This window comes from Streptomyces sp. NPDC002889, assembly GCF_042888425.1.
Classification (GTDB): Bacteria; Actinomycetota; Actinomycetes; order Streptomycetales; family Streptomycetaceae; genus Streptomyces.
Genome location: NZ_JBIAPT010000010.1, coordinates 68,885 through 94,536, shown reverse-complemented (window position 1 = coordinate 94,536; position 25,652 = coordinate 68,885). Strand labels below are relative to the sequence as shown.

Annotated in this window: 23 protein-coding genes; 7 read left to right on the top strand and 16 right to left on the bottom strand. The window is 70.9% G+C overall.

Features of this window, described 5'->3' with window-relative positions:
• Positions 1-29: 29 nt before the first annotated feature.
• The 10 genes from hpnE to ACFYWI_RS16820 form a co-directional block, all read right to left on the bottom strand.
• Entirely contained in the window at positions 30-1,415 is a 1,386-nt protein-coding gene (hpnE, locus tag ACFYWI_RS16865) for a hydroxysqualene dehydroxylase HpnE (protein ID WP_389232063.1), read from the bottom strand.
• An 85-nt stretch (positions 1,416-1,500) separates the two neighbouring features.
• Positions 1,501-2,439, bottom strand: coding sequence for a presqualene diphosphate synthase HpnD (hpnD, locus tag ACFYWI_RS16860; protein ID WP_389232059.1), 939 nt, complete (start codon positions 2,437-2,439; stop codon positions 1,501-1,503).
• A gap of 8 nt (positions 2,440-2,447) precedes the next feature.
• On the bottom strand, positions 2,448-3,359 hold the full coding sequence (gene hpnC / locus ACFYWI_RS16855) for a squalene synthase HpnC (RefSeq protein WP_389232055.1): 912 nt from the start codon (positions 3,357-3,359) through the stop codon (positions 2,448-2,450).
• Positions 3,360-3,770: 411 nt separating this feature from the next.
• The gene (locus tag ACFYWI_RS16850) at positions 3,771-4,547 is read right to left on the bottom strand and encodes an ABC transporter ATP-binding protein (RefSeq protein ID WP_389232620.1); all 777 of its coding nucleotides are present in this window, start codon (positions 4,545-4,547) and stop codon (positions 3,771-3,773) included.
• Between the two features lie 22 nt (positions 4,548-4,569).
• Positions 4,570-5,499 (bottom strand): ABC transporter permease, encoded by a 930-nt coding sequence (locus ACFYWI_RS16845; RefSeq protein WP_389232052.1) that lies wholly within the window; start codon positions 5,497-5,499, stop codon positions 4,570-4,572.
• Positions 5,500-5,569: 70 nt separating this feature from the next.
• The gene (locus ACFYWI_RS16840; RefSeq protein ID WP_389232617.1) at positions 5,570-6,442 is read right to left on the bottom strand and encodes a glycosyltransferase family 2 protein; all 873 of its coding nucleotides are present in this window, start codon (positions 6,440-6,442) and stop codon (positions 5,570-5,572) included.
• A gap of 20 nt (positions 6,443-6,462) precedes the next feature.
• Positions 6,463-7,242: a CDP-alcohol phosphatidyltransferase family protein gene (locus tag ACFYWI_RS16835; RefSeq protein WP_389232049.1), complete on the bottom strand. Its 780-nt coding sequence runs from the start codon at positions 7,240-7,242 to the stop codon at positions 6,463-6,465.
• Positions 7,220-8,281 carry an iron-containing alcohol dehydrogenase family protein gene (locus ACFYWI_RS16830; protein ID WP_389232046.1) on the bottom strand — a complete coding sequence of 354 codons (1,062 nt, stop codon included), beginning with the start codon at positions 8,279-8,281 and terminating at the stop codon, positions 7,220-7,222. Before ACFYWI_RS16830 ends, ACFYWI_RS16835 begins: the two co-directional genes overlap by 23 nt.
• A complete protein-coding gene (locus tag ACFYWI_RS16825; protein WP_389232043.1) occupies positions 8,269-9,018 on the bottom strand; it encodes a sugar phosphate nucleotidyltransferase in 750 nt (249 codons plus the stop codon). Before ACFYWI_RS16825 ends, ACFYWI_RS16830 begins: the two co-directional genes overlap by 13 nt.
• Positions 9,015-10,829 carry a DUF5941 domain-containing protein gene (locus ACFYWI_RS16820; protein WP_389232614.1) on the bottom strand — a complete coding sequence of 605 codons (1,815 nt, stop codon included), beginning with the start codon at positions 10,827-10,829 and terminating at the stop codon, positions 9,015-9,017. Before ACFYWI_RS16820 ends, ACFYWI_RS16825 begins: the two co-directional genes overlap by 4 nt.
• 235 nt (positions 10,830-11,064) lie before the next feature.
• Here ACFYWI_RS16820 and galE point away from each other — a divergent pair, with 235 nt between their 5' ends.
• From galE to idi, 4 genes are all read left to right on the top strand, one after another.
• Positions 11,065-12,048 carry a UDP-glucose 4-epimerase GalE gene (gene galE, locus ACFYWI_RS16815; protein WP_389232040.1) on the top strand — a complete coding sequence of 328 codons (984 nt, stop codon included), beginning with the start codon at positions 11,065-11,067 and terminating at the stop codon, positions 12,046-12,048.
• A gap of 143 nt (positions 12,049-12,191) precedes the next feature.
• Positions 12,192-13,133 carry a cation diffusion facilitator family transporter gene (locus tag ACFYWI_RS16810; protein ID WP_389232037.1) on the top strand — a complete coding sequence of 314 codons (942 nt, stop codon included), beginning with the start codon at positions 12,192-12,194 and terminating at the stop codon, positions 13,131-13,133.
• Between the two features lie 225 nt (positions 13,134-13,358).
• Entirely contained in the window at positions 13,359-14,606 is a 1,248-nt protein-coding gene (locus tag ACFYWI_RS16805; protein ID WP_389232034.1) for a GNAT family N-acetyltransferase, read from the top strand.
• A 134-nt stretch (positions 14,607-14,740) separates the two neighbouring features.
• The gene (gene idi / locus ACFYWI_RS16800) at positions 14,741-15,334 is read left to right on the top strand and encodes an isopentenyl-diphosphate Delta-isomerase (protein ID WP_389232031.1); all 594 of its coding nucleotides are present in this window, start codon (positions 14,741-14,743) and stop codon (positions 15,332-15,334) included.
• Between the two features lie 38 nt (positions 15,335-15,372).
• On the opposite strand, the gene ACFYWI_RS16795 is transcribed toward idi, so the two are convergent.
• Positions 15,373-15,849: an ATP-binding protein gene (locus ACFYWI_RS16795; RefSeq protein ID WP_389232028.1), complete on the bottom strand. Its 477-nt coding sequence runs from the start codon at positions 15,847-15,849 to the stop codon at positions 15,373-15,375.
• Between the two features lie 305 nt (positions 15,850-16,154).
• Between ACFYWI_RS16795 and ACFYWI_RS16790 the strand changes: the two genes are divergently transcribed.
• Complete coding sequence (locus ACFYWI_RS16790; RefSeq protein ID WP_389232025.1) at positions 16,155-16,943, top strand: enoyl-CoA hydratase/isomerase family protein; 789 nt, start codon at positions 16,155-16,157, stop codon at positions 16,941-16,943.
• Between the two features lie 36 nt (positions 16,944-16,979).
• Here the strand turns inward: ACFYWI_RS16790 and ACFYWI_RS16785 are convergent, their stop codons facing one another.
• Both ACFYWI_RS16785 and ACFYWI_RS16780 read right to left on the bottom strand, forming a co-directional pair.
• Complete coding sequence (locus tag ACFYWI_RS16785) at positions 16,980-17,618, bottom strand: DJ-1/PfpI family protein (RefSeq protein ID WP_389232022.1); 639 nt, start codon at positions 17,616-17,618, stop codon at positions 16,980-16,982.
• 50 nt (positions 17,619-17,668) lie between these two features.
• Positions 17,669-18,634, bottom strand: coding sequence for a GlxA family transcriptional regulator (locus tag ACFYWI_RS16780; protein WP_389232016.1), 966 nt, complete (start codon positions 18,632-18,634; stop codon positions 17,669-17,671).
• 111 nt (positions 18,635-18,745) lie between these two features.
• Between ACFYWI_RS16780 and ACFYWI_RS16775 the strand changes: the two genes are divergently transcribed.
• Together ACFYWI_RS16775 and ACFYWI_RS16770 are read left to right on the top strand one after the other, a co-directional pair.
• Positions 18,746-19,609, top strand: a complete 864-nt coding sequence (locus tag ACFYWI_RS16775) for a hypothetical protein (protein WP_389232013.1) — start codon at positions 18,746-18,748, stop codon at positions 19,607-19,609.
• A gap of 560 nt (positions 19,610-20,169) precedes the next feature.
• Complete coding sequence (locus tag ACFYWI_RS16770; RefSeq protein WP_389232010.1) at positions 20,170-22,554, top strand: Tex family protein; 2,385 nt, start codon at positions 20,170-20,172, stop codon at positions 22,552-22,554.
• Positions 22,555-22,636: 82 nt separating this feature from the next.
• Here ACFYWI_RS16770 and ACFYWI_RS16765 read toward each other — a convergent pair whose 3' ends face one another.
• From ACFYWI_RS16765 to ACFYWI_RS16755, 3 genes are all read right to left on the bottom strand, one after another.
• Entirely contained in the window at positions 22,637-24,274 is a 1,638-nt protein-coding gene (locus tag ACFYWI_RS16765) for an ABC-F family ATP-binding cassette domain-containing protein (RefSeq protein ID WP_389232007.1), read from the bottom strand.
• A gap of 18 nt (positions 24,275-24,292) precedes the next feature.
• Positions 24,293-24,481, bottom strand: coding sequence for a hypothetical protein (locus ACFYWI_RS16760; protein ID WP_389232004.1), 189 nt, complete (start codon positions 24,479-24,481; stop codon positions 24,293-24,295).
• Positions 24,482-24,578: 97 nt separating this feature from the next.
• The gene (locus ACFYWI_RS16755) at positions 24,579-25,607 is read right to left on the bottom strand and encodes an oxidoreductase (RefSeq protein ID WP_389232001.1); all 1,029 of its coding nucleotides are present in this window, start codon (positions 25,605-25,607) and stop codon (positions 24,579-24,581) included.
• Between the last annotated feature and the right edge of the window lie 45 nt (positions 25,608-25,652).

Here is a 25,652-nt window from a genome sequence, read left to right as displayed (position 1 = left end):
AATCTCTCCTCTGGTTCCGGTACTGGTCCTCACACCGCCTCCTTGAGCGGATGTTCATGGGGGCGGCCGAGCGCCGAGAGTGCGGCGCTCGCTGCGGTGAATCCGCTGCGCACGGCGCCCTCCATGGTCGCGGGCCAGCCGGTGGCGGTCCACGCCCCGGCGAGACACAGGCCGGGCAGGCGGGTGCGTGCGCCCGGCCGAAGCCGGCCGACGCCCGGGGTCGGCGCGAAGGTGGCCGTCCGCTCCCGGGTGACGAAGAAGTCGCGTACCTCGGCGCTGCGGGCCGCGGGCAGCAGCAGCTCCAGCTCGGGCAGGTAACGCTGTCGGAGCTCGCCGACGGGTGTGTCGATCTCGTCCCGGGCAGCGGACTGCGAGACGGCCAGGTACTGGCCCTCCGTCAGACCGGAGGCTTCGGTGCGGTCGAAGACCCACTGTACGGGTGTGCCGAGTGCGGCGAAGAAGGGCCGGCGCAGCACCTTGCGGTCGTACAGAACATGCAGGTTGAGGATGGGGGCGGTGCCGATGTCGAGGAGTCGGTCGGGGTCCTCCAGCGCGCCCTCGGGCAGCAGCGCGTGGGCGTCGCGCTGGGCCACGGCGAGTACGACGGTGTCCGTGTCCAGCCGCTCACCGTCCACGTCCACGTGCCAGCGCCCGCCCTCGCCACGGGTGATCTCCCGGACGCGAGTGGACAGTTCGACGCGTACCCCGGCGCAGTCGAGGGCCTTGCGGGCCAGCGTGTGGTGCAGTTCGCCCAGCGGCACGCGCGCCCAGCCGATGTCGGCGGCACCCGGCTCGGAGAGCAGCCCGGTCTTGAAGACCATCGCGGCCAGCCCCATCGAGGCGTGCGGCGCGGTGGCGTTCAGCGTGGCCACGCCGACGAGGTCCCACAGGGCTTCGACTGCGCGCGGGGACTGGCCGTGCCGGCCCAGCCAGGTGCCGAAGTCGATGCCGTCGAGCGCCGGATCGGCCGGGTCGAGGCTCTTCAGTGCCAGTGCGGCACGTGCGACGCCCGCCCGCTCGGCGAGCGAGAGGTGCGGATAGCCGGCGAGGCCGGCGGCGAGGTGAAGGGGCACGGGAAGCGCGCTGCGGCGCAGCCGGCCGAGCCTCGGGCCGTGCGGGGCGGCCACGTCCAGGACGGGTACGTCCAGCCGGCTTTGCAGGGGTGCGTGCCGGGTGCCGTCGACCCGGTCGAGGAACCACCGGTAGGCGGTGCAGCAGCGCAGATACACATGCTGGCCGTTGTCGACGGTGAGGTGGCCGCGGCGGAAGGAGAAGGCGAGGCCGCCGAGCCGGGGCCGGCTCTCGAGCAGGGTGACATGGACGCCGGCGTCGGCGAGCTGCAGCGCCGCGGTGACACCGGCGAGGCCTCCGCCGACGACGACCGCGTGCCGCGCGATCATGGGGTCGTGCGTCATACGACCTCCCTTCGAGCCGCCGCTGTCAGGGACGCGGCTGTGCGGTGGGGGGTTGCCCACCGTGCATGGGCGTACACGCGGTTCGTCACACCCGCCCCCGGTGGGTCTGTCGGGTGACGTACCGGGCGTCGAGCCCGGACAGTCCGCGTACGGCGACGTAGGCCTTCTCGCGGCCCGGCAGGGACACCCTGCCGCGCAGCACCGCATCGGGGTCACGCTCGATGCGGTCGAGCAGCCGGCGGTAGATGCCGGCCATCGCGGCCACGCAGGCGCCGCTGCGCCGGTCGAGCATGGGCAGCAGCCGGTAGCCCTCGGCGAAAAGGCCGCGAGCGCGGCGCACTTCGAAGTGGACGAGGCCCGCGAAATCGGCACCCAGTGGCGGCGTGGCACGGTGGAAGCCCGCACCACAGCCGAACTTGGCCAGGTCGTCGGCGGGCAGATAGGCCCGGCCGTTGGCAGAGTCCTCGCGAATGTCCCTGAGGATGTTGGTGAGTTGGAGGGCGAGTCCGAGGGTGTCGGCATACTCGAAGGCGCGTTCCGCACCGCGCGTGCCGCTCTGGGTGCCGAACACGCCGAGAGAGAGCCGTCCGATGGCGCCGGCGACACAGCGGCAGTAGACCTTGAGGTCGTCCCAGGTCTCGTACGTCTCACCGCGTACGTCCATGAGCACGCCGTCGATGAGTTCGTCGAGGCCGCCGAGCGGGAGAGGGAAGCGCTGCGCGGCATCGGCGAGGGCGACGGCGACGGGGTCGGTGTCGTCCTCGCCGACGGCGTTCTGCTTGATCCGCTCGAGCAGTTCCCGGGTCTCCTCGAGCCGGCCCCGCTTGGCGTCGGGCTCTAGGGTGCCGTCGCCGATGTCGTCGACGCGCCGGGAGAAGGCGTAGAGCGCCGACATGGCCTGGCGCTTGTCGGTGGGCAGCAGCCGGATGCCGTAGGCGAAGTTACGGGCCTGCTGGCCGGTGACGGCCTCGCAGTAGCTGTAGGCGGCCTGCACGGGCGCGGACAACTGGATCGGTCCCTCCATCGTCCGGCTCACCTCTCTCCACGTGCTCGTCGCAGGACAGCACCCGTTTCACCCAGCACAGCGGTCTTGGTGGCCTTGGGCGGTCCGGGCAGCACATCATGTCCGGCCGCGGCGATCGCGGAGAGGGCGGCACGCCCACCGCCGACAAATCCGGCAAGCAGAAGCCGCAGTCTGCCGTGGACGCCACCCACCAGCGCGGCGCCCTCGTCCAGCAGCTCGCGGGCGCGCTGCGCCTCGTTCGCGATCAACGCACGCACCGATGAGCCCCCGGTGGCCGCGGCGAGGTCGGCCTCCGTGACCTGGAAGCGCTTCATGTCCTCGGCGGGCAGGTAGACCCGGTCACGCAGGAGGTCCTCGCTCACGTCCTGCAGATGCTCGACGATCTGAAGCGCGGTGCACACGGCGTCGGAGCGGCGCACCCGCTCGGCACTCGCACTGCCGGTGATCCCGAGCACCAGCCGCCCGACGGGGTTGGCGGACAGCTCGCAGTAGGCGACCAGGTCGTCCCAGGTCTCGTAGCGCCGCACCAGCTGGTCCTGCCGGTTGGCGGCGATCAGGTCGAGGAACGGCTCCGGGGTGAGCGAGCAGCGGCGCACGGTCGGCTGCAGTGCCAGCAGCAGCGGGTGCCGCGGCGTGCCGCCGAAGACGCGCCGCAGGTCGGTCTCGAAGGCATCGAGCAGGGTGAGCGGGTCGTCGGCGTGCTCGGGGCCGACACCGAGATGGCTGGCGTCGCCGCCGCCGGGTGCGAGATCGCCGTCGCCGATGTCGTCGACGAGCCGGGCATAGCCGTAGACGGCCATCAGGTCGTTGCGCCAGGCCCGGGGCAGGAAGAAGGGGGCGACGGGGAAGTTCTCGTGCGCGGCCTTGTCGAGGGTGGCACGGGCGGGCGCCGAAGGACGCGACTGCCGGGTGCCCGTCACTGCCGGCTGCCCGGCGCGGGGACGGCGAAAGCTTCGCGGAGCTGGAGATTTTCCGTCATGGCCGTCACATCTCCCGTTCTACACTGCTGAACCAATACATCCTATTTCGGACACGCCGCCGGTCGTCCCGACTAGGGGGGACCGCCTGGCGGACGGGATGCCTACGGGGTACCGCCCCATACTCCGCGATTCAGCACCGGTACAGCTTACGTGGCACAACGCCCCCCTCCACGCTGGGGTGGGACGCGCATCGGTAGAACACACCGCTGCTTCCCAACCTTCCACGACGGCACGGAACTTGACCCGGGCTTGACCGTCCGCGGCGTGGTGTGCGGCGGCCGAAGGCGCGGGAAGACCCCCGTCGCGGGGCCGCGATGGGGGTCTTCCGTCCGATGTGTGAAGGGAGCCGGACTACTTGCCGGTCTCCTTCTCGTACGCCTTGATGACCTCGTCGGTCGGGCCGTCCATCAGCAGCTCGCCCTTCTCCAGCCACAGCACCCGGTCGCAGGTGTCCCTGATCGACTTGTTGCTGTGGCTCACCAGGAAGACCGTGCCCGCCTCCTTGCGCAGCTCACGGATGCGCTGCTCGGAGCGGATCTGGAAACGGCGGTCACCGGTGGCCAGCGCCTCGTCGATCATCAGCACGTCGTGGTCCTTGGCGGCCGCGATGGAGAACCGGAGCCTGGCCGCCATGCCGGAGGAGTAGGTGCGCATCGGCAGAGTGATGAAGTCGCCCTTCTCGTTGATCCCCGAGAAGTCGACGATCCCCTCGTAGCGCTCGCGGATCTCCTCACGCGACATGCCCATGGCCAGGCCGCCGAGTATGACGTTGCGCTCGCCCGTCAGATCGTTCATCAACGCAGCGTTGACGCCGAGCAGCGAGGGCTGGCCGTCGGTGTAGACCTTGCCGCTCTCGGTCGGCAGCAGACCGGCGATGGCCCGCAGCAGGGTCGACTTGCCGGAGCCGTTGCTTCCGATCAGGCCGATCGCCTCGCCCCGGTAGGCGGTGAAGGAGACACCGCGCACGGCGTGCACCTTGCGCACGCCCCGCGACTCGCCCTTGTCGCGGCGCAGGATCCGGCTCAGCGCCGCCGTGGCGCTGCCGCGGCCGCCGCCGCCCGCGTTGACGCGGTAGACGATGTGCACATCGTCGGCGATCACCGTGGGGACGCGGGAGGCTGCGGTCATGTCGGGCTTTTCGTTCCTGTCCTCAGCCACGGCCGTAACGCTCCTCAGCCTTCCAGAAGTACACAAAGCCCGCACAGCCGATCAGGGCCGCCCACAGCAGACCGGCCGCCCAGACGTGCGAGGGCAGGTTGGCGGAGCCGTAGCCGTCGATCAGGGCGAACCGGACGAGGTCCATGTAGACGGCCGCCGGGTTGTACATGAGGACCTCGGCGATCCAGTCCGGCTTGTCCTTGAGCATCACCGGGATGGAGAACATGACACCCGACGCGTACAGCCAGGTGCGCATGATGAACGGCATCAGCTGGGCCAGGTCGGGGGTCTTCGAGCCCAGTCGCGCCATGATCAGCGCCAGCCCGGTGTTGAACACGAATTGCAGCGCGAGGACGGGCAGGACCAGGAACCATGACCACGTGGGGTAGCTGCCGAACGCGACCACGATCAGCACCAGCACGATCATGGAGAACAGCAGCTGCTGGAGCTGCTGCAGCGCGAAGGAGACGGGCAGCGAGGCACGCGGGAAATGCAGCGCGCGCACCAGGCCGAGGTTGCCGGAGATCGCGCGGACACCGGCCATCACCGAGCTCTGCGTGAAGGTGAAGACGAACACACCCGTCACCAGGAACGGGATGTAGATGTCGACCGGCATGCCCCGGCTCGCCTGCAGGATCAGCCCGAAGATCAGGAAGTAGACGAGCGCGTTCAGCAGGGGCGTCGCCACCTGCCAGAGCTGGCCCAGCTTCGCCTGGCTGTACTGGGCCGTCAGCTTGGCCTGGGAGAAGGCCAGGATGAAGTGGCGTCGGCCCCACAGCTGCCGGACGTACTCGACCAGGCCGGGACGGGCGCCGCTCACCGACAGTCCGTACTTGGTGGCGAGCTGCGCCGGTGACAGGCCGTCGTCGGGCGATGGCGTGGGGCTCATCGCGATGGCACCGTCATGGGTTGTGTCACTCACAAGTTGAAACTTTCGTGTTCAAGATGCGTGGCAAACGGGGGCGGCCCCGATGCTCTCAGAACCGAGCTTGTCAGATGACAGGAGGTCGGCCCAGCCTTGTGAGCCGCCACACAGTACGCCACTTCATGGGACGCCGTGGTCCGCAAGGGGTTCGCCAGCCCTCGCGGAAGCCGCCGAACCAGGCCCTCAACGCGGGAAGCGACGGACGCCGCAGCAGCGTGAGCAGCACCCAGACACCAAGGTAGACGGGGACCAGCGGCGCCGGCAGATTGCGGCGGGCGACCCAGACCCGGTTACGGGCCACCATCCGGTGGTAGACGGCGTGCCGGGAAGGCGGCAGCGTCGGATGGAACAGCACCATGTCCGAGCGGTAGTCGATCGCCCAGCCGGCGTCCAGCGCCCGCCACGCGAGGTCGGTCTCCTCGTGCGCGTAGAAGAACTCGTCAGGCAGTCCGCCCACCTCGGCGATGACCTTGGTCCGCACCGCGTTCGCGCCGCCGAGGAAGGTCGTCACACGCGAGGAGCGCATCGGGTCGGAGGCACGCAGCCGCGGGACGTGGCGGCGCTGGGTGAGCCCGGTCTCCGGGTCGGCGATGCGGAAGCTGACGATGCCGAGTTCCGGATCGGCCTCGAAGGCCTCGCGCACCAGCTGTGCGGTGTCGGTGTTCGGCAGCAGGCCGTCGTCGTCGAGGAACAGCAGGGCGTCGACGTCCGAGCCGGACGGGCCGAAGGCCTCGATGCCGACGTTGCGGCCACCGGGGATGCCCAGGTTCTCGGGCAGTTCCACGCTGCGTACGCCGTCGGGCAGGCCCGTCACAGGGGTTCCGTTGCCGACCACGACCACCTGGACGGGGTCGCCGTCCTGGTGCGCGACCGACTCGATCAGGGCACGCAGTTCGTCGGGGCGCGTGCCCATCGTGATGATGACCGCGCCCAGCTTCATCGGTGCCTTCACGGGTGCCGTCATTTCAGCCTGCTCGACGCAAGGATGGAGACCAGGTGCAGCAGCGTCTGGAGCACGGCGATGCCGGCGAGGACCGCGATGCCGAGGCGGGTGAAGAACAGGTCGCCCTGAATCTTGTCGAGGACGGCCATGACCAGGATGAACAGGCTGGCCTCGATACCGCCGACGAGCCGGTGGAACTTGAGCGCCGCCGCGGCACGGCGGGCCGACGCCAGCCCGGAGGAACGCGGCACGGACGCCTCGTCCTTGACGGCGGGCAGACCGCTGCGCTGGCGGGCGACGTCGACCAGGTCGGTCTCGGCCTTGATCAGGATCGCGCCGAGGGCGGCGACGGTGCCGAGGAAGGCCCACAGCCACTCGGGGCCGCCGTCACCGAACACGTCGGCGCCCCGGAGGCCGAAGCCGACCAGCAGGGCCGCCTCGCACAGGTAGTGCCCGATGCGGTCGAGGTAGACCCCGGTGATCGAGGTCTGCCTGCGCCAGCGTGCGACCTCGCCGTCGACACAGTCGAGCAGCAGATAGATCTGGAAGAGAACGACCGCGAGTATCGCGCCGGTCAGTCCCGGGATCAGCAGGACGGCGCCGCCGAGGACGCCCACCACGACCATGAGGTACGTGAGCTGGTTGGGCGTGATCCGGGTGTTCACCAGGTACGGGTCGACGCGGAGCGAGATCTCCCGCATGTACAGGCGCCCGGCCCAGTGCTCGCCGCTACGCCGGTCCTTGACACCCTCGGGGTGAACGACCGGACGGAGTTCAGCTACTGATGGTCTTGGCATAGTCGGCGTACGCGTCCCTGATCTGGTCGTGGTTGAGGTCGAGGTGCTCGAGGACGGTGAAGCGCCCCGGGCGGGTCTGCGGCGCGTACTCCACGGCCCGGACGAACTCGTCCGCGGAGAACCCGATCTCCTCGGGCAGCACCGGCAGTCCATGTCTGCGCAGCACCTCGGCGAAGAGCCCCGCGTCCTCGCGGGCCCCGCGCAGATGCATCGCGAAGGCGGCACCGAGGCCGACCTGCTCACCGTGGCTGGCTGCCCTCTTGGGGTAGAGCAGGTCGAAGGCGTGGCTGATCTCGTGGCACGCGCCGGACGAGGGCCGGGAGTCGCCGCTGATCGACATGGCGATACCGGAGAGCACCAGCGCCTCGGCGAGGACGGTGAGGAATTCGTCGTCGCCGACGCCGCCGGGGTGACGCAGCACGGACTCGCCCGCGGTGCGGGCCATGGCCGCGGCCAGACCGTCCACCGACTCGCCGTTGACGCGGTGCGAGAGCTCCCAGTCCGCGATCGCCGAGATGTTGGAGATCGCGTCGCCGATACCGGAGCGGACGAAGCGCACGGGGGCGTCGCGGACCACATCGAGGTCGATGACCATGGCGATGGGTGACGGAACGCCGTAGGAGCCGCGGCCGTTGTCGTTGTCCAGGATGGAGATCGGCGAGCAGAGGCCGTCGTGCGCGAGGTTCGTCGCGACGGCGGCCATCGGCAGGCCGACGCGGGCCGCGGCGTACTTCGCCACATCGATGATCTTGCCGCCGCCGAGGCCGACGACCGCGTCGTAGCGGCTGCCCCTTATGTCGTCGGCGAGCTTAACCGCGGAATCGATGGTGCCGTCGCAGACCTCGTACCAGTCGGCGCCGGGCAGCATCGGGGAGAGCCTCTCCCGCAGTGCCTGCCCCGAGCCGCCGCTGATCGCGAAGGCCAGCTTGCCGGAGGCGGAGATCCGCTGGTCGGCCAGCACGCCGGCCAGGTTGTTCAGGGCACCGCAGCTGATGTCGACGACAACCGGGGACGGGATGAGCCGGGTCAGTACAGGCACGCGATCTCACGGCCCTTCGCGAGGTCGTCGTGGTTGTCGATCTCGACCCACTTGACGTCACCGATGGGGGCCACGTCGATCCGGAATCCGCGGTTCACGAGCTCCTGGTAACCGTCCTCGTAGTAGAGGTCGGGGTCGCGCTCGAAGGTCGTCCTCAGCGCGTCGGCGAGGTCGGCGGCGGCCTCGGGCTCGATGAGGGTGACACCGATGTACTCGCCGGTGGCGGTGACCGGGTCCATCAGCTTGGTGATCCGCTGAACTCCCTTGTCGCCGTCGGTGATGACCTTCATCTCCTCGTCGGCGAGGTGCTTCACCGTGTCGAGGGCGAGAATGATCTTCCGGCCGTTGCCGCGGGCGTCCAGCAGGGTGCGCTCGACGGAGACGGGGTGCACGGTGTCGCCGTTGGCGAGGATCACGCCCTCCTTGAGGACGTCACGGGCGCACCACAGGGAGTAGGCGTTGTTCCACTCCTCGGCCTTGTCGTTGTCGACGAGGGTGAGCTTGAGGCCGTACGTGGCCTCCAGGGCGGCCTTGCGCTCGTACACGGCCTCCTTGCGGTAGCCGACGACGATCGCGGCCTCGGTGAGGCCGATCTCGGCGAAGTTGCCCAGCGTCAGGTCGAGGACGGTGGTGGACCCGTCTCCCGCGGGGTCCACGGGTACGAGGGCCTTCGGAAGGGTGTCGGTGTAGGGGCGCAGACGTCGTCCGGCACCGGCTGCCAGTACAAGGCCGATCATGCGGGTTCTCCTTCGTCATGTACGGCGGGTGCTTGCGAGGACACCCAGAAGCGGATGCTCTCGACGAGCACCACGAGTGCCACGACCACTGCAAGGGCCGTCAGCGCGGTGGTGAAGTCTTCGTTGTCGGTCAGGAAGGCCAGCAGCGTGACCGTCAGGACCCGCCCCTCGTGCCCGCCGATCGCCCGCACCAGCCAGTGCGGGGGCGCGCCCGTGCCACCGCGAATGCGGTACACCGTGTCGTAGTGATGGTAGGCGACGGCGGCCACCAGCCCGAAAGCTGCCGGTAGCGCCCCGTTCACCTGTGCGTGGGCGGCGAGAACGAGGATGGTGCCGTACTCGGCGGCCCGGAACACCGGGGGGACGAGCCAGTCGAGGGCGCCCTTCAGGGGGCGGGCGACGGCGATGCCGGACGTGACGATGTACACAAGAGCGGCGAGGACGGGCCAGACGGTGCCGTAGCCGGTGAAGGCCGCGGTGGCCACCACGGCGGCGGCGCCGGCAACGGCGGCCGCGAGGGGTATGAGGCCGGGCAGGCCCCGCACCTTTCCGGCGGCCGCGCGGGCGACGGTCTCGGCGAGCGGCCCGGAGTCGGCGAGGTCCGCGAGTGCCTGGGCCGCGCGGTCGGTGCGGTGGGCCTTGCGGGTCAGCGAGCGCAGCACCCGGCCCGCGGTGGTGTAGCAAGCGGCGAGGCCGCAGCCGACGAGCAGGGCGTAGAAGACGATCCGGGGAGTGGCGACAGCGGTGAGCACGGCGATCATGGCCCAGCGCTCGCCGATCGGCAGCACTATCATCCGGCGCACCCAGACCGTCCAGCCGACACTGTCGAGCTTGCTGGACAGGGCCGCGGTCGGACTCGTGTTCGCGGTCGCGTCGTGGTTCGCCTCGTTGAAGGAGAAGTCGACGATGTGCCGGCAGGTCTGCAGGACCATCGCGCCGAGCGCGAGCGCCCATACGTCGTCGCCGCCGCGGGCGGCTCCGAGCGCGAGGCCCGCGTAGTAGGCGTACTCCTTGGCGCGGTCGAAGGTCGCGTCCAGCCAGGCGCCCATCGTCGAGTACTGCAACGAGTAACGGGCGAGCTGTCCGTCGGTGCAGTCCAGCACGAAGGAGAAGAGGAGCAGCAGCCCCGCGGCGATGTAGCCGCCGCGGGTGCCGGTCGCCGCGCAGCCGGCCGCGATCAGGGCGGTGAGCAGCGAGGCGGTCGTGACCTGGTTCGGGGTCAGTCCGCGGCGGGCGCACCAGCGGGCGAGGTAGCGCGAGTACGGGCTGATGCAGAACGTGGTGAAGAACCCGTCGCGGGCCTTGACGGCCGAGCGCAGCCGTACGGCCTCCTCGTCGACGGCCTCGACGTCGGCCCGGGCCCGGTGACGGTCCTGGGCGTCGGTGGGCACGGCGGCGACCAGGGAGCCCAGCTCGGGGTGGTGCACGGCGGTGCCGTCGGCCTCCAGCGCCGCGGCAACGGCGTCCGCGAGGCCGCCGCAGCCCGCAGGCCCGGCACCGGCCGGTACCCGTGCCGAGACGGTGCGCGCGGCGTCGGCCAGGGCCGCGCGGGCCTCGGGCTGGGCCGTCAGCGCGCCGGTGACGGCGGCGGCGGCGAAGCGCGGGTCGGTGAGCGCGAGCCGCAGGGCGTGGACATGCCCGACGAAACGGGGGTCCACGACGGCGACCCGGTCGCCTCCCGGTACGGCGGCGATCAGTGCGGCGATGTCCTCGGCGGCCGAGGCGACGTGTACGTCGAAGCCCAGCGACCGCAGATCGCCTTCGAGCGACGATCCGGGTACCGGCGGACCGGTGAGGATGGCGGTCGACAGACGAACTCACTCCTTGGAGCTGACGGTGCTGGTGCGGCGGCACGGCCCGGCACCCGGGCGGCGGCACGTCGGCAGAGGCTATCGGATGAACGGAAGCGGGAGTTCACCGGCCGTTTACGCCCTGGCGGCCCGCCGGGATCATCATCGTCGATCAACACCCCGCCCTCCAAACCGCGGCCGGGACGAAGGCCGGTACGCGCGTGGGACCTTGGGTGGAGCGCCTAGGGTGGCCGACATGACTTGGCTGATCACAGGTGGAGCGGGGTACATCGGCGCGCATGTGGCGCATGCCATGACAGCGGCCGGGGAGCGCGTCGTCGTGCTCGACGACATCTCCTCCGGGATTCCCGAGCGGCTGCCGGCCTCGGTCCCCCTGGTGCGCGGATCGGTGCTCAACGCCGAGGCCGTGGCCCGCACACTCGCCGAGCACGAGGTCACCGGAGTCGTCCACCTCGCGGCGAAGAAGCAGGTCGGGGAGTCGGTCGAGCAGCCGCTGAAGTACTACCGAGAGAATGTTCACGGTCTGACCGTGCTGCTTCAGGCGGTGGTGGAGGCCGGAGTGAAACGGTTCCTGTTCTCCTCGTCGGCGGCCGTGTACGGGGTGCCCGACCTGGACATCATCCCGGAGAGCGCGCCGTGCGAGCCGATCAACCCGTACGGGGAGACCAAACTCGCGGGCGAGTGGCTGGTGCGGGCGACGGGGCGCGCGCACGGACTGTCCACCGCCTGTCTGCGCTACTTCAATGTGGCGGGCGCCGCGACGCCCGGGCTGTCGGACACGGGCGTGTTCAACATCATTCCGATGTTCTTCGACCGGCTCACCCGCGGTGAGGCCCCGAGGATCTTCGGCGACGACTACCCGACTCCGGACGGCACGTGCATCCGGGACTACATCCATGTCGCGGATCTGGCCGACGCGCATCTCGCGGTCGCGCGCCGGCTGACCGAGGCGGACGCCGCCGGAGATCTCACGGTGAACATCGGCCGCGGAGTCGGCGTCTCGGTGCGGGAGCTCGCCGATCTGGTGGGCGAGGTCACCGGGCACCGGATCGATCCGGTGGTCGAGCCGCGCCGGCCGGGCGACGCCGCGCGAGCGGTCGCCTCGGTCGAGCTGATCACCAAGGAGCTGGGCTGGACCACTTCGCTCGATGTGCGCGAGATGGTCGCCTCGGCCTGGGAGGGCTGGTTGCTCCGGCACCCGGACGCGGCCGCCAAGTGATCTTTCCGACGCTCTGACCTGCGGTCATTTCCGCAGGTCAGAGCACATGACAACGGTGTTCAGTCTCGTGTTGCCCCATACCCCCCACCCGTAGTTGACTTCAGATGCCGGAAGACCACGTCCGACGACCAGGAGGCAGCTTCATGGGGGCTGGGCACGACCACGGGCACACGCACGGCGGGCCGCCGCCGACCGGTACCGCGGCCGCGGCCTACGCGGGGCGGCTGCGCATCGCGCTCACCATCACGCTCGGCGTGATGGTGCTGGAGATCGTCGGCGGTGTGCTGGCCGACTCGCTCGCCCTGATCGCGGACGCGGCGCACATGGCGACGGACGCGGTGGGGCTCGCGATGGCGCTGCTGGCGATCCACTTCGCGGGCCGGCCTGCGACGGTGAACCGCACGTTCGGGTACGCCAGGGCCGAGATCCTCGCGGCCCTCGCCAACTGTCTGCTGCTCCTCGGCGTGGGCGGCTATCTGCTCTTCGAGGCCATCGACCGCTTCCTCCACCCGGCCGACACCAAGGGCGGTGTCGTGGTCGCGTTCGCCCTGGTCGGTCTGGTGGCGAACATGGTGTCGCTGTCCCTGCTGGTGCGGGGACAGAAGGAGAGTCTCAATGTGCGCGGCGCCTATCTGGAGGTGGTCGCGGATGCGCTCGGCTCGATGACCGTGCTGGTGTCGGCCGGGATCATCATGGCGACCGGCTGGCAGGCCGCCGACCCGATCGCGTCCCTGATCATCGGCCTGATGATCGTTCCGCGCACCTGGAAGCTGCTGCGCGAGACGCTGAACGTCCTGCTGGAGGCGGCTCCGAAGGACGTCGACATGGCGGAGGTACGCGAACACATACTCGCCCTGCCCGGTGTGGAGGACGTACATGACCTGCACGCCTGGACGATCACGTCGGGGATGCCGGTGCTCTCGGCGCATGTGGTGGTAAGCCAGGATGTGCTCGACGCGGTGGGGAACGAGAAGATGCTGCACCATCTGCAGGGCTGCCTCGGCCATCACTTCGACGTCGGGCACTGCACCTTCCAGCTGGAGCCGGTCGGGCATGCGGAGCATGAGGCGAGGCTGTGCCACTGAGGTGGCGCTGCTGTTAGTGTTCCATCGAGACCCGGCCCGACCTCCGGAGTCCCATCGCCCTTGAAAGGAGCTGAGGTTGATGACCGCCACGGTGAAGGCTGCCCCGTGCAGCGCCCGGTCCTCCCTCAGCCTCCGGGCTCCTCACCGGCCGTGATCCGATCCGTCTGCACCTGAATCCGATCTCGCCCGTCGGCCGGAGCCCTCTCACACCCAAGGGTTTTCACGTTGTCCGACAACGCTTTGCACGACGCCTTCTTCGCCCTGCACCACGGTCTGCCGCGGCAGGGCCCCGGGTCCGACGCCACCTCACGGCGGCTGCTCGCCCTCGCCGGACCGCTGCCGCCGCGGCCGCGTGTGCTCGATCTGGGCTGCGGCCCCGGGCGGTCCGCTCTGCTGCTGGCCGCCGAGGCCGGTGCGCAGGTGACGGCGGTCGATCTGCACGAACCGTTCCTCGAAGAGCTGCGGCAGGCCGCCGAGGCCCGCGGGCTCGGCGACGCGATCCGCACCCTCCACGCCGACATGGGCGACCTGCCCTTCCCCGACAGCTCCTTCGACCTCGTCTGGGCGGAGAGCTCCGCCTACAGCATCGGCTTCGACACCGCACTCACGAGCTGGCGGCGGCTGCTCGCCCCGGGCGGCGCGCTGGTGCTGACCGAATGCGAGTGGACGGCCGGGCAGCCCTCGGCCGAGGCCCGCGCCTTCTGGGACCAGCACTACGCACTGCGCACCACCGCCGAGAACTGCGCGGCGGCGCTCGCCACGGGCTACACCGTGTTCGGCGCGCACCGGCAGCCGGAGAGCGACTGGCAGGAGTACTACGGCCCGCTCCGCGAGCGTGCCTCCGCCGCTGACCCCGCATCGCCGGGCATGGAGCAGGCCCTGGCCGCCACCCGGGCGGAGATCGCCATGCGCCAGGAGCACGGCGACGAGTACGGCTACACCGGCTACGTGCTTCGCCCGGCCGGCACACGCTGGCGCACCCGGCCGGAGACGGCGGCCGACATCCCGGCCGTGCGGGACGTCAACGCCACGGCCTTCGCGACCGCGGACGAGGCGGGTCTGGTGGACGCGCTGCGGCAGGACGCGCAGGCGTGGCTGCCCGGCCTCTCGTATGTCGCCGAGACGCCGGACGGCACGGTGGCGGCGTACGCCCTGCTGACCCGCTGCCGGGTGGGTGACACGCCGGCGCTGGCGCTCGGCCCGGTCGCGACCGCTCCGGCGTACCAGCGGACGGGCGCCGGCCAGGCCGTCGTACGGGCGGTGCTGGATGCGGCCAGGGCCCGCGGTGAGCGGCTCGTCGTCGTACTGGGGCATCCGGAGTACTACCCGCGGTTCGGTTTCGAGCGGGCCTCACGGTTCGGGATCAAGGTGACTTTCGAGGTGCCCGACGATGCCCTGATGGCCCTGATGCTCGACGGGTCGGGGGCCGTGCCCCAGGGCACGATCCGCTATCCGGCTGCTTTCGGGGTCTGACGCGCATGGGTGCACCGGCGGGGCGCCGACACCCGAAGGGCGGACATGCCGGACTGCAGAAGTGCGGACAAGCCGCTTTTGTACGGCAGACTGGACAAGCCCCTCAGGGCCGAGGACCGATGCGAAGGATGGGTATGCCGATCACTCCAGCCGCCACGGCGCACAGCACGTCGATGGGCACCTCACAAGCGATCCTGCTCGAGCTGGTCGACGAACAGGGCAACACCGTCGGCACCGCGGAGAAGCTCTCCGCCCACCAGCCGCCCGGTCAGCTGCACCGCGCGTTCTCGGTGTTCCTCTTCGACGAGCAGGGGCGGCTGCTGCTGCAGCGCCGGGCGCTCGGCAAGTACCACTCCCCCGGAGTCTGGTCGAACACCTGCTGCGGGCACCCGTACCCGGGCGAGGCCCCGTTCGCGGCCGCCGCCCGGCGTACGTACGAGGAGCTCGGGATCTCGCCCTCGCTGCTCGCCGAGGCGGGGACGGTCCGCTACAACCACCCCGACCCCGAGTCGGGCCTGGTCGAGCAGGAGTACAACCATCTCTTCGTCGGGATGGTGCAGGCGCCGCTGCGGCCGGACCCCGAGGAGGTCGGCGAGACAGCCTTCGTGACGCCGCAGGAGCTGGCGCAGCGGCATGAGCAGGCGCCGTTCTCGGCCTGGTTCATGACGGTGCTGGATGCGGCCCGGCCCGCGATCAAGGAGCTGACGGGTCCGTCCGTCGGCTGGTGATAACCCTTTGCAGGGCCACCCGCGCGGCGGCGCGGCGTTCAGATCGGCGCCGCGCCGCCGCTGTGCACCGGTGAGAGCGGCAGTTCGACCCAGATGATCTTTCCGCCGCTCACGGTGTGCTCGACATCGCAGCTGCCGCCGGACTCCAGGGTGATCTCGCGCACGAGCAACAATCCCCGGCCACCCGTCTGGGCGTAGTCGGTCTCGAGGGCCTTGGGGCGGTAGGGGTGGTTGTCCTCCACGGACACCCGAACCCACTGTGCGCCGATGGCGACCTCGACGGCGACCTCGGGCGAGAGCAGGGCCGCGTGCTTCACGGCGTTGGTGACCAGCTCCGAGACGATGACCAGCAGGCCGTGGACGACATCGTCGTCGATGGGCACCCGCTGCCGACGGAGCAGGTCCCGTACGGCGTGCCGGGCCTGTGGTACGGAGACGTCGACCGCCGGTGCGGTGAATCGCCAGACGCCCTCGTACGACAGCTGCCTGGCCGGCACGCTCCCGCGGCTGTCCATAGTCCGGCACCCACCCTCGGCTGGTCGGCCACTGGCCCCTGCCACTGACCTTCGCCACCAGTGTTGGTAGCCGGTTGGTCCGTACCGAGCGGCTGATCAGAAATGGGCCTCTATCGACACTTGCCGACCGGGTGCGTACGACAGCGTCAGTTGTGCGACTGGTCCTGGCCCTGTTCTGTCCGCTTGACCGGATCGACCGCATCCGCCCGCCCGCCCGGCGGTTCGGTGACCATGCGCACAACGGAGCGGCCGCCGAGGCCGAGCGCGTGATCGTAGGTTCGGACGTGCCGGATAGCATCCGGCGCATGCAGCCCTCCACGCCCGGCACACCGTCCGCACCGCCCGAGCCGCACCCGCCGCAGCTGACGCACACCGTCGAGAACGGCGTCGCCACGGTGGTGATCAGCAACCCCGCCAAGCGCAACGCGATGACCGCCGCCATGTGGCGGTCGCTGCCCGGGCTGCTCGAAGGACTCGCGGCCGATGCGGCGGTGCGGGCGCTGGTGCTGACCGGCGAGGGCGAGACGTTCTGCGCGGGCGCGGACATCTCCTCTCTGCGCAACCCGGGTGAGGACCCGCAGGCGCTCTCGGTGCGGGCCGAGGAGGCACTCGCCGCGTTCCCCAAGCCGACCCTGGCCCTCGTACGCGGGTACTGCGTCGGCGGCGGCTGCCAGCTCGCCGCGGCCTGCGATCTGCGCTTCGCCGAACAGGGCGCGCTGTTCGGTGTGACGCCAGCCAAACTCGGCCTCGTCTACCCGGCGGCCTCGACCCGTCGACTGGCCGCGCTGGTGGGGCCGGCCGCCGCCAAGTACCTGCTCTTCTCCGCAGAGTTGATCGATACGGAGCGGGCGCTGCGTACCGGCCTGGTCGACGAGGTACTGCCGGCAGGTGAGCTCGGCAGGCGGGCCGCGGAGTTCACCCGGATTCTGACCACACGGTCGCAGCTCACCCAGTGCGCGGCCAAGGAGTTCGCGAACAGGTGCACCGACCGGGAGGCGTACTGGGCCGAGCAGGCCCGGAACAGCGGCGACGCCGCGGAGGGTGTCGCCGCCTTCCTGGAGCGGCGGACGCCGCACTTCGACTGGTCCGTGTGACGGCGGACGGTCCGTCCGACTGCCTGCCCGAGGAGGTCAGTCGCGGGAGAACTGCTCAGCCTTCGTACGCCAGTACGCGACGATCTCCGCCGGGGCCTTGTCCGGTGAGCCCGCGTCGTACGGCGGCTGCGGGTCGTACTCGGTCAGCAGCTGAATCGTCTGGGCGACGGCGTCACCGCCGATCCGGCCGAGCAGATGCAGGGCCATGTCGATCCCCGAGGAGACCCCGGCGGCGGTGACGTACTTGCCGTCGAAGACGACACGCTCCCCCGTCGGTTCGGCACCGAGCGGCACCAGGTCGTCCAGCGCGAGCCAGTGCGAGGTCGCGCGGCGGCCACGCAGTAGGCCGGCACCGGCGAGTACGAGCGACCCTGTGCACACGGAGGTGGTCCAGGTGCTGGTGGCGTCCGCCGCGCGGAGCCAGCCGAGGACGTTCTCGTCGTACATGGCCTGGCGCGCACCGGGGCCGCCCGGGACGAGGACGATGTCCGGGGCGCGCACCTCGGTGAGCGGGCGTTCGGCGACGAGGGAGAGGCTGCCCTGGTCGGCGGCGACCGGACCGGTCTCCGCCGCGACGAACACGGTCTCGGCGCCGGGCAGCCGGGCGAGCAGCTCGTAAGGGCCTACGGCATCGAGGCTCGTGAAGCGGTCGTAGAGCAGGATGGCGATCTGCATGGTTCCCCTTGATTTCCGGACGACGTGGCTTTCATCGGACGACGTGGCGTTCAGATGACGGGTGCATGGAAGCGGCGGCGGTACTCGGCGGGCGCGGTGCCCAGCACTTTGACGAAGGTGCGGCGCATCGCCTCGGGCGTGCCGTAGCCACAGACCCGTGAGACCTCCTCGACACCGTGGACGGTCTCCTCCAACAGGCGTCGTGCGTGTTCCAGACGTACGCGCTCGACGTACCGGCCCGGTGTCGTGCCGGTCTCCGCCTGGAACGCGCGGGCGAAGTGGCGTGGCGAGAGTCCGGCGCGGTTCGCGAGCGCGTCGACCGACAGGTCGGCGTCGGGGTGCTCGGTGATCCAGTGCTGCACCTCGCGCAGTGGCTCGCGTTGTGCCGTCTGGGCCGCGAGCTGTGCGCTGAACTGTGCCTGGTTGCCAGGGCGGCGCAGAAAGACGACGAGGTGGCGGGCGACGGTGAGGGCGGCCTCCCGGCCCAGGTCCTCCTCGACCAGGGCGAGCGCGAGGTCGATTCCCGCGGTGACCCCCGCGGATGTGGCGATCTTTCCGTCCCGCACGAAGATCGGATCCGGGTCGACCTCGACGGCCGGAAATTCGCGGGCCAGGTGGTCGCAGATGGCCCAGTGGGTCGTCGCCCGGCGGCCGTCGAGCAGCCCGGCGGACGCGAGCAGAACGGCTCCGGTGCAGACGGAAACGATCCGCTCGGCACCGTGGGCGTGGTCGCCCAGCCAGTCGATCAGCGCCGGGTCAGCGGTACGGGTGCCGCGACCTCCCGGTACGAGCAGGGTGTGGGGGGCAGCGGCGGCGTCGAGCGAGCTGTCGGGCATCAGGGTGAGGCCGCTCGACGTACGCACGGGCCGGCCGTCGAGCGACGCGGTCCGGATCGGATAGGCACCCGGGTCGCCGACGAGGAGTGCCGCCCCCGCGAACACCTCCACCGGTCCCGTCACATCCAGGCTCTGCACGCCGTCGAAGAGGACGGCGAGCACGGGTCGTCGCTGTGTCATGCCCTTCATCCTTGGCGACGCTGGGCATGGCCGCAATGACGAGGACCCCACCTTTCCTGCCAACGACCACCTGGGATTCCACGCGTACCGACCAGTCGGTAACCTGCAGCCATGACCTCTCTGCCCCCGCGCGCCGGACGCCGCTGCCACAACGTCATCAACCCGCTGCACTCGACGGTCTACTTCTCCCCCGACCTCGGCGCCGAGCTCGCCGGGCTCGGGATCGAGGACGCACGCGCGGCGTACTTCGCGGCGCGCGCCGCCGCGATGGGCGCCGTCGGTCCCGGTGTGGTCGCCGCGACCTTCTACAACTTCAACCCCGAGCTGGTCGCCGGGCATCTGCCCGCGGTGTGGGAGACGGCGTCGCCCGAGGCCGTGCTGGAGGCACGACTGCGGGCCGTGGACAGCACGCTGCAACGGCTGCTGGGTGCCGAGGTGCTGGCCTCAAAGGAGCTGGCTGAGGCCGCGGAACTCGCGCTGCGGGCCGCCGAGGCCTGCACACCGCATGCCCGGCCGCTGTACGCGGCGCACGCCGACCTGCCGGTGCCCGACGAACCGCACCTCGCGTACTGGCACGCCGCGACGCTGCTGCGTGAGCACCGCGGCGACGGTCACCTCACGGCACTGCTGTCCGCCGGGCTCGACCCGCTGGAGGCACTGGTGAGCCACACCGCGACCGGCAAGGGCATGGCACCGCGCTGGATCCTGGCCACCCGCGGCTGGCGGCGCACCGACTGGGAGGCCGCCCAGGGACGGCTGCGCGAGCGTGGACTGCTGGACGCCGAAGGCGGGTTGACCGAGGCGGGCACCCGGCTGCGGAACGAGCTGGAGGACCACACGGACCGGATCGACCTCGCGCCGTACGAGCACCTGGGCGCCGAGAGCGTCGAGCGGCTGACCGAGCTGGCCCGCGGCCTGCTGATGCCGGCACTGGCCGCGGGCGCGTTTCCCGCGGACGCCACGGGCAAGGCCTGACACCCGTACCGGTCCCCCGTCCGGGTGTGAAAGGCCCGAGGGCGCCGAGCATGATGCGCCCTCGGCCGCGGCCTGCCTTCCCAGGAAGCCCGGGTCAGGGCTCACGCCCGGCCGGGTGGGACGCCGGGCCCAGGGCGGTCGGCGGCATACGTCTTCGGCAGACGCACCGGCACAGGCCGGGGCGCGCCGGGACGCCCCGCCCGGTCATGCGTCGACCAGGCAGGGTCACGAGCTGCCGCCCCGTTGGAGTCGGCGACACCGGAGACCTCTTCCACCGCTTCACACGCCGGGCGTGAGGGCGAACGGGATGTCCCGCGTCGGCCGCGCCCCCGCTTCCGCGGTGCCCCCGCAACGAGGTACGAGGCCCCCGGCCGGGACGGGCGGGTGCGGTGGGCCACCGTCACCGGTGACGAGGAATGTGCGTTTCCGTGCGCTTTTCGTGCACAGATGTGGCCGACGCGGTCGACAGGCGCACTGTGCGGGCGCGCGACACGGCCCCCGGCCACCCGGCACAATGCACTCTCAAGCACAGCCAGCACGAGAAGGCGAGTCGGGGAACCGTGACGACGTCCATCGAAGGCAGGATCGCCGAGGAGCTCGGCGTACGGGAGCGGCAGGTGAAGGCGGCCGTCGAGCTGCTCGACGGCGGGTCGACCGTGCCGTTCATCGCGCGCTACCGCAAGGAAGCGACCGAGATGCTCGACGACGCGCAACTGCGCACGCTCGAGGAGAGACTGCGGTATCTGCGGGAGCTGGAGGAGCGGCGGACCGCGATCCTGGATTCGGTGCGCGAGCAGGGCAAGCTCACCGACGAGCTTCAGGCGCAGATCCGGGCGGCCGACACGAAGGCCCGGCTCGAGGACATCTATCTGCCCTTCAAGCCCAAGCGGCGCACCAAGGCCCAGATCGCGCGGGAGGCCGGGCTCGAGCCGCTGGCCGAGGGGCTGCTCGGCGATCCGTCGGTGGATCCGCTCGCCGCCGCCGCGGCGTTCGTGGACACGGACAAGGGCGTCGCGGACGCGGCGGCCGCGCTGGAGGGCGCGCGGGCGATCCTGACGGAGCGTTTTTCCGAGGACGCCGACCTGATCGGCGAGCTGCGGGAGCGGATGTGGACGCGCGGCCGGCTCGCCGCGAAGGTCAGGAACGGCAAGGAGGAGGCGGGCGCGAAGTTCGCCGACTACTTCGACTTCGCGGAGGGCTTCACCCAACTGCCCTCGCACCGGATTCTGGCGATGTTCCGGGGCGAGAAGGAGGATGTTCTCGACCTGGTGCTGGAGCCGGAGGAGCCCTCCGAGCAGCCCGGGCCTTCGGCGTACGAGGGTCTGGTGGCTGCGCGCTTCGGTATCTCGCAGCAGGGCCGGCCCGGCGACAAGTGGCTCGGCGACACCGTGCGCTGGGCATGGCGGACCCGGATTCTCGTCCACCTCGGCATCGACCTGCGGCTGCGGCTGCGGACGGCGGCCGAGGACGAGGCGGTACGGGTCTTCGCGGCGAACCTGCGGGATCTGCTGCTGGCCGCGCCGGCGGGTACGCGCGCCACGCTCGGGCTCGACCCCGGTTTCCGTACGGGTGTGAAGGTCGCGGTCGTCGACGCGACCGGCAAGGTCGTCGCCACCGACACGATCTATCCGCACGTACCCGCGAACAAGTGGGACGAGTCCTTGGCGAAGCTGGCACGCCTCGCCAAGGAGCATGCGGTCGAGCTCGTCGCCGTCGGCAACGGCACCGCCTCCCGCGAGACCGACAAACTCGCCGGTGACCTCATCACCAGGAACCCGGAGCTGGGCCTCACCAAGGTGATGGTCTCGGAGGCGGGCGCATCGGTGTACTCGGCGTCCGCGTTCGCCTCGCAGGAACTGCCCGGCCTTGATGTGTCGCTGCGCGGCGCCGTCTCGATCGCTCGCCGGCTGCAGGACCCACTGGCCGAGCTGGTGAAGATCGACCCCAAGTCGATCGGCGTCGGCCAGTATCAGCACGACCTGTCCGAGGTGAAGCTGTCGCGGTCGCTCGACGCGGTCGTGGAGGACTGTGTGAACGGCGTCGGCGTCGACGTCAACACCGCGTCGGCTCCGCTGCTTTCGCGGGTTTCGGGCATCGGCACGGGGCTCGCCGAGAACATCGTCGCGCACCGCGACTCCAACGGCCCCTTCCGCTCGCGCAGGGCGCTGAAGGATGTGGCACGGCTCGGCCCCAAGGCGTACGAGCAGTGCGCGGGCTTCCTGCGGATCCGCGGCGGGGACGACCCGCTGGACGGATCGAGCGTGCACCCGGAGGCGTATCCGGTGGTGCGGCGCATGGTGAAGTCCACGGGCGGTGAGGTGGCATCGCTGATCGGCAACACGGCGGTGCTGCGGTCGCTGAAGCCGACGGAGTTCGTGGACGAGACGTTCGGGCTGCCGACGGTGACGGACATCCTGCGGGAGCTGGAGAAGCCGGGTCGCGACCCTCGTCCCGCGTTCAAGACCGCGACCTTCCTGGAGGGCGTGGAGAAGCTCGGCGACCTGGTCCCGGGAATGGTGCTGGAAGGTGTCGTCACGAATGTCGCGGCGTTCGGCGCGTTCGTGGACGTGGGTGTGCACCAGGACGGCCTGGTGCATGTGTCGGCGATGTCCAAGACGTTCGTCAAGGACCCGCGGGACGTGGTGAAGCCGGGCGACGTGGTGAAGGTGAAGGTGCTGGACGTCGACATCCCGCGCAAACGGGTCTCGCTGACGCTGCGTCTGGACGACGACGCGTCGGCGCAGTCGCCGGAGCCGGGCGCGCCCAGGCGCGACCGCGGGGGCAGGCCGCCGCAGCAGCGCCAGGCCGGCGGCGGCCGCGAGCGTCGCGGGGGCGGGGGCGGCGCCTCCCGCCAGGCTGCGCCCCCGGCGAACAGCGCGATGGCCGACGCCCTGCGCCGGGCGGGCCTGGTGGACCCGAAGAACGGCGGCGGCAGGCGCGGCTGAGAGTGACATGGTGCGGGGCGGGCGGGAGGTCCCGCCCGCCCCGCACCGGTGCATCGCGCCGTGCTGTATCGCTATCGCGGCGTCACAGCTCGGTGACCTTGCCGTCGGCCACCTCGATCCGGCGTGTGGTGCGCACGGCGTCCAGCATCCGGCGGTCGTGCGTGACCAGCAGCAGCGTGCCGGTGTACGAGTCCAGGGCCTGCTCCAGCTGCTCGATGGCGACCAGGTCGAGATGGTTGGTCGGCTCGTCGAGTACGAGCAGATTGACGCCCCGGCCCTGGAGCAGGGCGAGCGCGGCCCGGGTACGTTCGCCCGGGGAGAGCGTGGTGGCCGGGCGCAGGACATGCTCGGCCTTCAGGCCGAACTTGGCGAGCAGCGTGCGGACGTCGGCCGGCTCGGTGTCCGGGACGGCCGCGCAGAAGGCGCCCAGCAGCGACTGCGTGCCGTGGAAGAGCGCCCGTGCCTGGTCGACCTCGCCGACGACGACGCCCGGACCGAGCGAGGCGTCGCCGGAGTCGAGCGCGACCCGGCCCAGCAGGGAGCCGAGGAGAGTCGACTTGCCCGCACCGTTCGCGCCGGTGATCGCGACCCGGTCGGCCCAGTCGATCTGCAGTGACGCGGGCCCGAAGCGGAAGTCGCCGCGGCGCACTTCGGCCTCGCGCAGGGTCGCGACGACCGAGCCCGAACGCGGGGCCGCGGCGATCTCCATCCGCAGCTCCCACTCCTTGCGCGGCTCATCGACGACATCGAGGCGTTCGATCATGCGCTGCGTCTGGCGGGCCTTCGCGGCCTGCTTCTCGCTCGACTCGCTGCGGAACTTGCGGCCGAGCTTGTCGTTGTCGCCGGCTTTGCGACGGGCGTTCTTGACGCCCTTGTCCATCCAGGAGCGCTGCATCTGGGCGCGGCCTTCGAGGGCGGACTTCTTGTCGGCGAATTCCTCGTAGTCCTCGCGGGCGTGCCTGCGGGCGGTCTCCCGTTCCTCCAGGTAGGCCGCGTAGCCGCCGCCGTAGAGGGTGATCTGCTGCTGGGCGAGATCCAGTTCCAGGACCTTGGTGACCGTGCGGGTGAGGAACTCACGGTCGTGGCTGACGACGACCGTGCCCGCGCGCAGTCCCTGGACGAACTTCTCCAGCCGCTCCAGGCCGTCCAGATCCAGGTCGTTGGTCGGCTCGTCGAGGAGGAAGACGTCGTAGCGGGACAGCAGGAGGGAGGCGAGTCCGGCGCGGGCGGCCTGGCCGCCGGAGAGGGCGGCCATGGGCTGGTCGAGGCCGATGGTGAGGCCGAGCGTGCCGGCGATCTCCTGCGCCCGCTCGTCGAGGTCGGCGCCTCCGAGGTCCAGCCAGCGCTCCAGGCTGACGGCGTACGCGTCGTCCGCGCCCGCAGTGCCGTCGACCAGACCCTGGGTGGCCTCGTCCATCGCTGCCTGGGCCGCGGCCACACCGGTGCGGCGGGCGAGGAAGTCCCGCACGCACTCGCCCGCGCGGCGTTCCGGCTCCTGCGGGAGGTGGCCGACGGTGGCGGAGGGCGGGGAGAGCCGCAGCTCGCCGTCCTCGGGGGTGTCGAGACCGGCGAGCAGCCGCAGCAGTGTCGACTTCCCGGCGCCGTTGACGCCGACGAGGCCGATCACGTCGCCGGGCGCGACGACGAGGTCGAGCCCGGAGAAGAGGGAGCGGTCGCCGTGGCCGGCGGCGAGGTCCTTGGCGACGAGGGTTGCAGTCATCAGGGGACAGATCCTAGGTCAGAGGAGCCCGGCGGGTTCGTACAGGGCGAGCGACCCCTCCGGGGGCTCGGTGGCCGGGTCGTCGAGCAGGTCGAGCGCTTCGGGCGGGATCCCGGTCCCTTCGTGAGCGAGGACCACGACGGTGGGCTGCCGGGCCGGGGGAAGGTCGGCGAGGCGGACCGCCACGCCGGCCGTCTCCACGTCCACGGTCCGTACAGCGCGCTCGCGCTGCCGCGTGAGCCGTCCCGGAGGATGATGCGTGTCTCCTGCGCGATCGACGGCCCGCCCGGGTCACTCGGCATCGTCATCGCGCCACAGGCGCGACCAGCACACCCCCCGTGGCGCGTGCCACGACGAAGGACTGTCCCTTGACCGTCTTCGCGTCCAGGGGTATGCGGTGGCGGCCCGGCTCGAGCATCCCGTCGAAGAGCTGCTGGACGTGGCTGCGGTAGAGGCGGTCCAGGCGGTACGCGACCAGCTGGACGCGGCACGCGGACGTCACCTCGATCTCCGCGCCCTCCACCGTCGCGCTCAGCCGTGTCAGCCTCCGCCGTTCCGGGGGAGTGCGGTCCAGGGCGTGTTCGATCTGCGCGACCAGGAGCGGGACGATCGGGGCGAGCCCGTCGACGTACACCGCCGGAGCCTCGGCCCGCTCGAAAGCCGCACGCACGGCGGCCCGTTCCGGCTCCCCCACCGCACGTCCGAAGGCGACCGCCCCGTAGGTGCGCAGTTCCGCGGGCGGCACGGCGTCGGCGTCGTGCGTGATCTCCGCACCGATGCCGATGGTGCGCAGCGCGGCGGCGAGCTTGGCGAGCACGGCCACGCGTGCCCCGATCAGCAGGACACGGCGGCGGGCCGGGGCACCGCCCGGATCGTCCGGGAGCAGGCGCCGCAGCTCGGTGCGGTATTCGTCGCCGCGGAAGCGGAACGGACCTATCCCCTGGTAGCCGTTGAGTTCCAGGTCGGCGGCGGTGTCGGTCTGCCAGGCGAAGTCCCGCCAGACGATGTCCTCACCGTCCCGTTCGATGACGGCGGTGACCGCCCCGCACCGGATGTCCTCGCACTCCGGGCAGCCGTAGATGACACAGCGGCCTCCGCCCAGTGGGGAGTCCGTCTCGAGCAGCAGAGTGCGCACCTGTGCGCTGAAGATCGCCGGTGGTACGTCGGAGGCAAGTGGGGAGACGGCGTCGAGGTCGCTGAGCCGGAACAGCAACGGCTGACCGTCGACGATGAAGTCCATGAAGTCCCGGTGCACTTGGTAGCCACCGTCGGCGAGGACTCCCCCGGCCCGCATCGCCGGCGCCAGGGCGAAGGACACGTACTCGGCAGACATGTCCTGAGTATCCCCAGTTGTGCCGTGATCCGTGCACGCGATCAC

What these genes read in the sequence shown, in the direction of transcription:
- ACFYWI_RS16795 (WP_389232028.1), bottom strand. Translation starts at nt 15,849, where the DNA reads ATGGACAGCCGCGGGAGCGTGCCGGCCAGGCAGCTGTCGTACGAGGGC.
- ACFYWI_RS16825 (WP_389232043.1), bottom strand. Translation starts at nt 9,018, where the DNA reads ATGATCGGCCTTGTACTGGCAGCCGGTGCCGGACGACGTCTGCGCCCC.
- galE (WP_389232040.1), top strand. Translation starts at nt 11,065, where the DNA reads ATGACTTGGCTGATCACAGGTGGAGCGGGGTACATCGGCGCGCATGTG.
- ACFYWI_RS16840 (WP_389232617.1), bottom strand. Translation starts at nt 6,442, where the DNA reads ATGAAGCTGGGCGCGGTCATCATCACGATGGGCACGCGCCCCGACGAA.
- ACFYWI_RS16765 (WP_389232007.1), bottom strand. Translation starts at nt 24,274, where the DNA reads ATGACTGCAACCCTCGTCGCCAAGGACCTCGCCGCCGGCCACGGCGAC.
- ACFYWI_RS16850 (WP_389232620.1), bottom strand. Translation starts at nt 4,547, where the DNA reads ATGACCGCAGCCTCCCGCGTCCCCACGGTGATCGCCGACGATGTGCAC.
- ACFYWI_RS16790 (WP_389232025.1), top strand. Translation starts at nt 16,155, where the DNA reads ATGCAGCCCTCCACGCCCGGCACACCGTCCGCACCGCCCGAGCCGCAC.
- ACFYWI_RS16780 (WP_389232016.1), bottom strand. Translation starts at nt 18,634, where the DNA reads ATGACACAGCGACGACCCGTGCTCGCCGTCCTCTTCGACGGCGTGCAG.
- ACFYWI_RS16835 (WP_389232049.1), bottom strand. Translation starts at nt 7,242, where the DNA reads ATGCCAAGACCATCAGTAGCTGAACTCCGTCCGGTCGTTCACCCCGAG.
- ACFYWI_RS16775 (WP_389232013.1), top strand. Translation starts at nt 18,746, where the DNA reads ATGACCTCTCTGCCCCCGCGCGCCGGACGCCGCTGCCACAACGTCATC.
- ACFYWI_RS16810 (WP_389232037.1), top strand. Translation starts at nt 12,192, where the DNA reads ATGGGGGCTGGGCACGACCACGGGCACACGCACGGCGGGCCGCCGCCG.
- ACFYWI_RS16785 (WP_389232022.1), bottom strand. Translation starts at nt 17,618, where the DNA reads ATGCAGATCGCCATCCTGCTCTACGACCGCTTCACGAGCCTCGATGCC.
- idi (WP_389232031.1), top strand. Translation starts at nt 14,741, where the DNA reads ATGCCGATCACTCCAGCCGCCACGGCGCACAGCACGTCGATGGGCACC.
- ACFYWI_RS16755 (WP_389232001.1), bottom strand. Translation starts at nt 25,607, where the DNA reads ATGTCTGCCGAGTACGTGTCCTTCGCCCTGGCGCCGGCGATGCGGGCC.
- hpnD (WP_389232059.1), bottom strand. Translation starts at nt 2,439, where the DNA reads ATGGAGGGACCGATCCAGTTGTCCGCGCCCGTGCAGGCCGCCTACAGC.
- hpnE (WP_389232063.1), bottom strand. Translation starts at nt 1,415, where the DNA reads ATGACGCACGACCCCATGATCGCGCGGCACGCGGTCGTCGTCGGCGGA.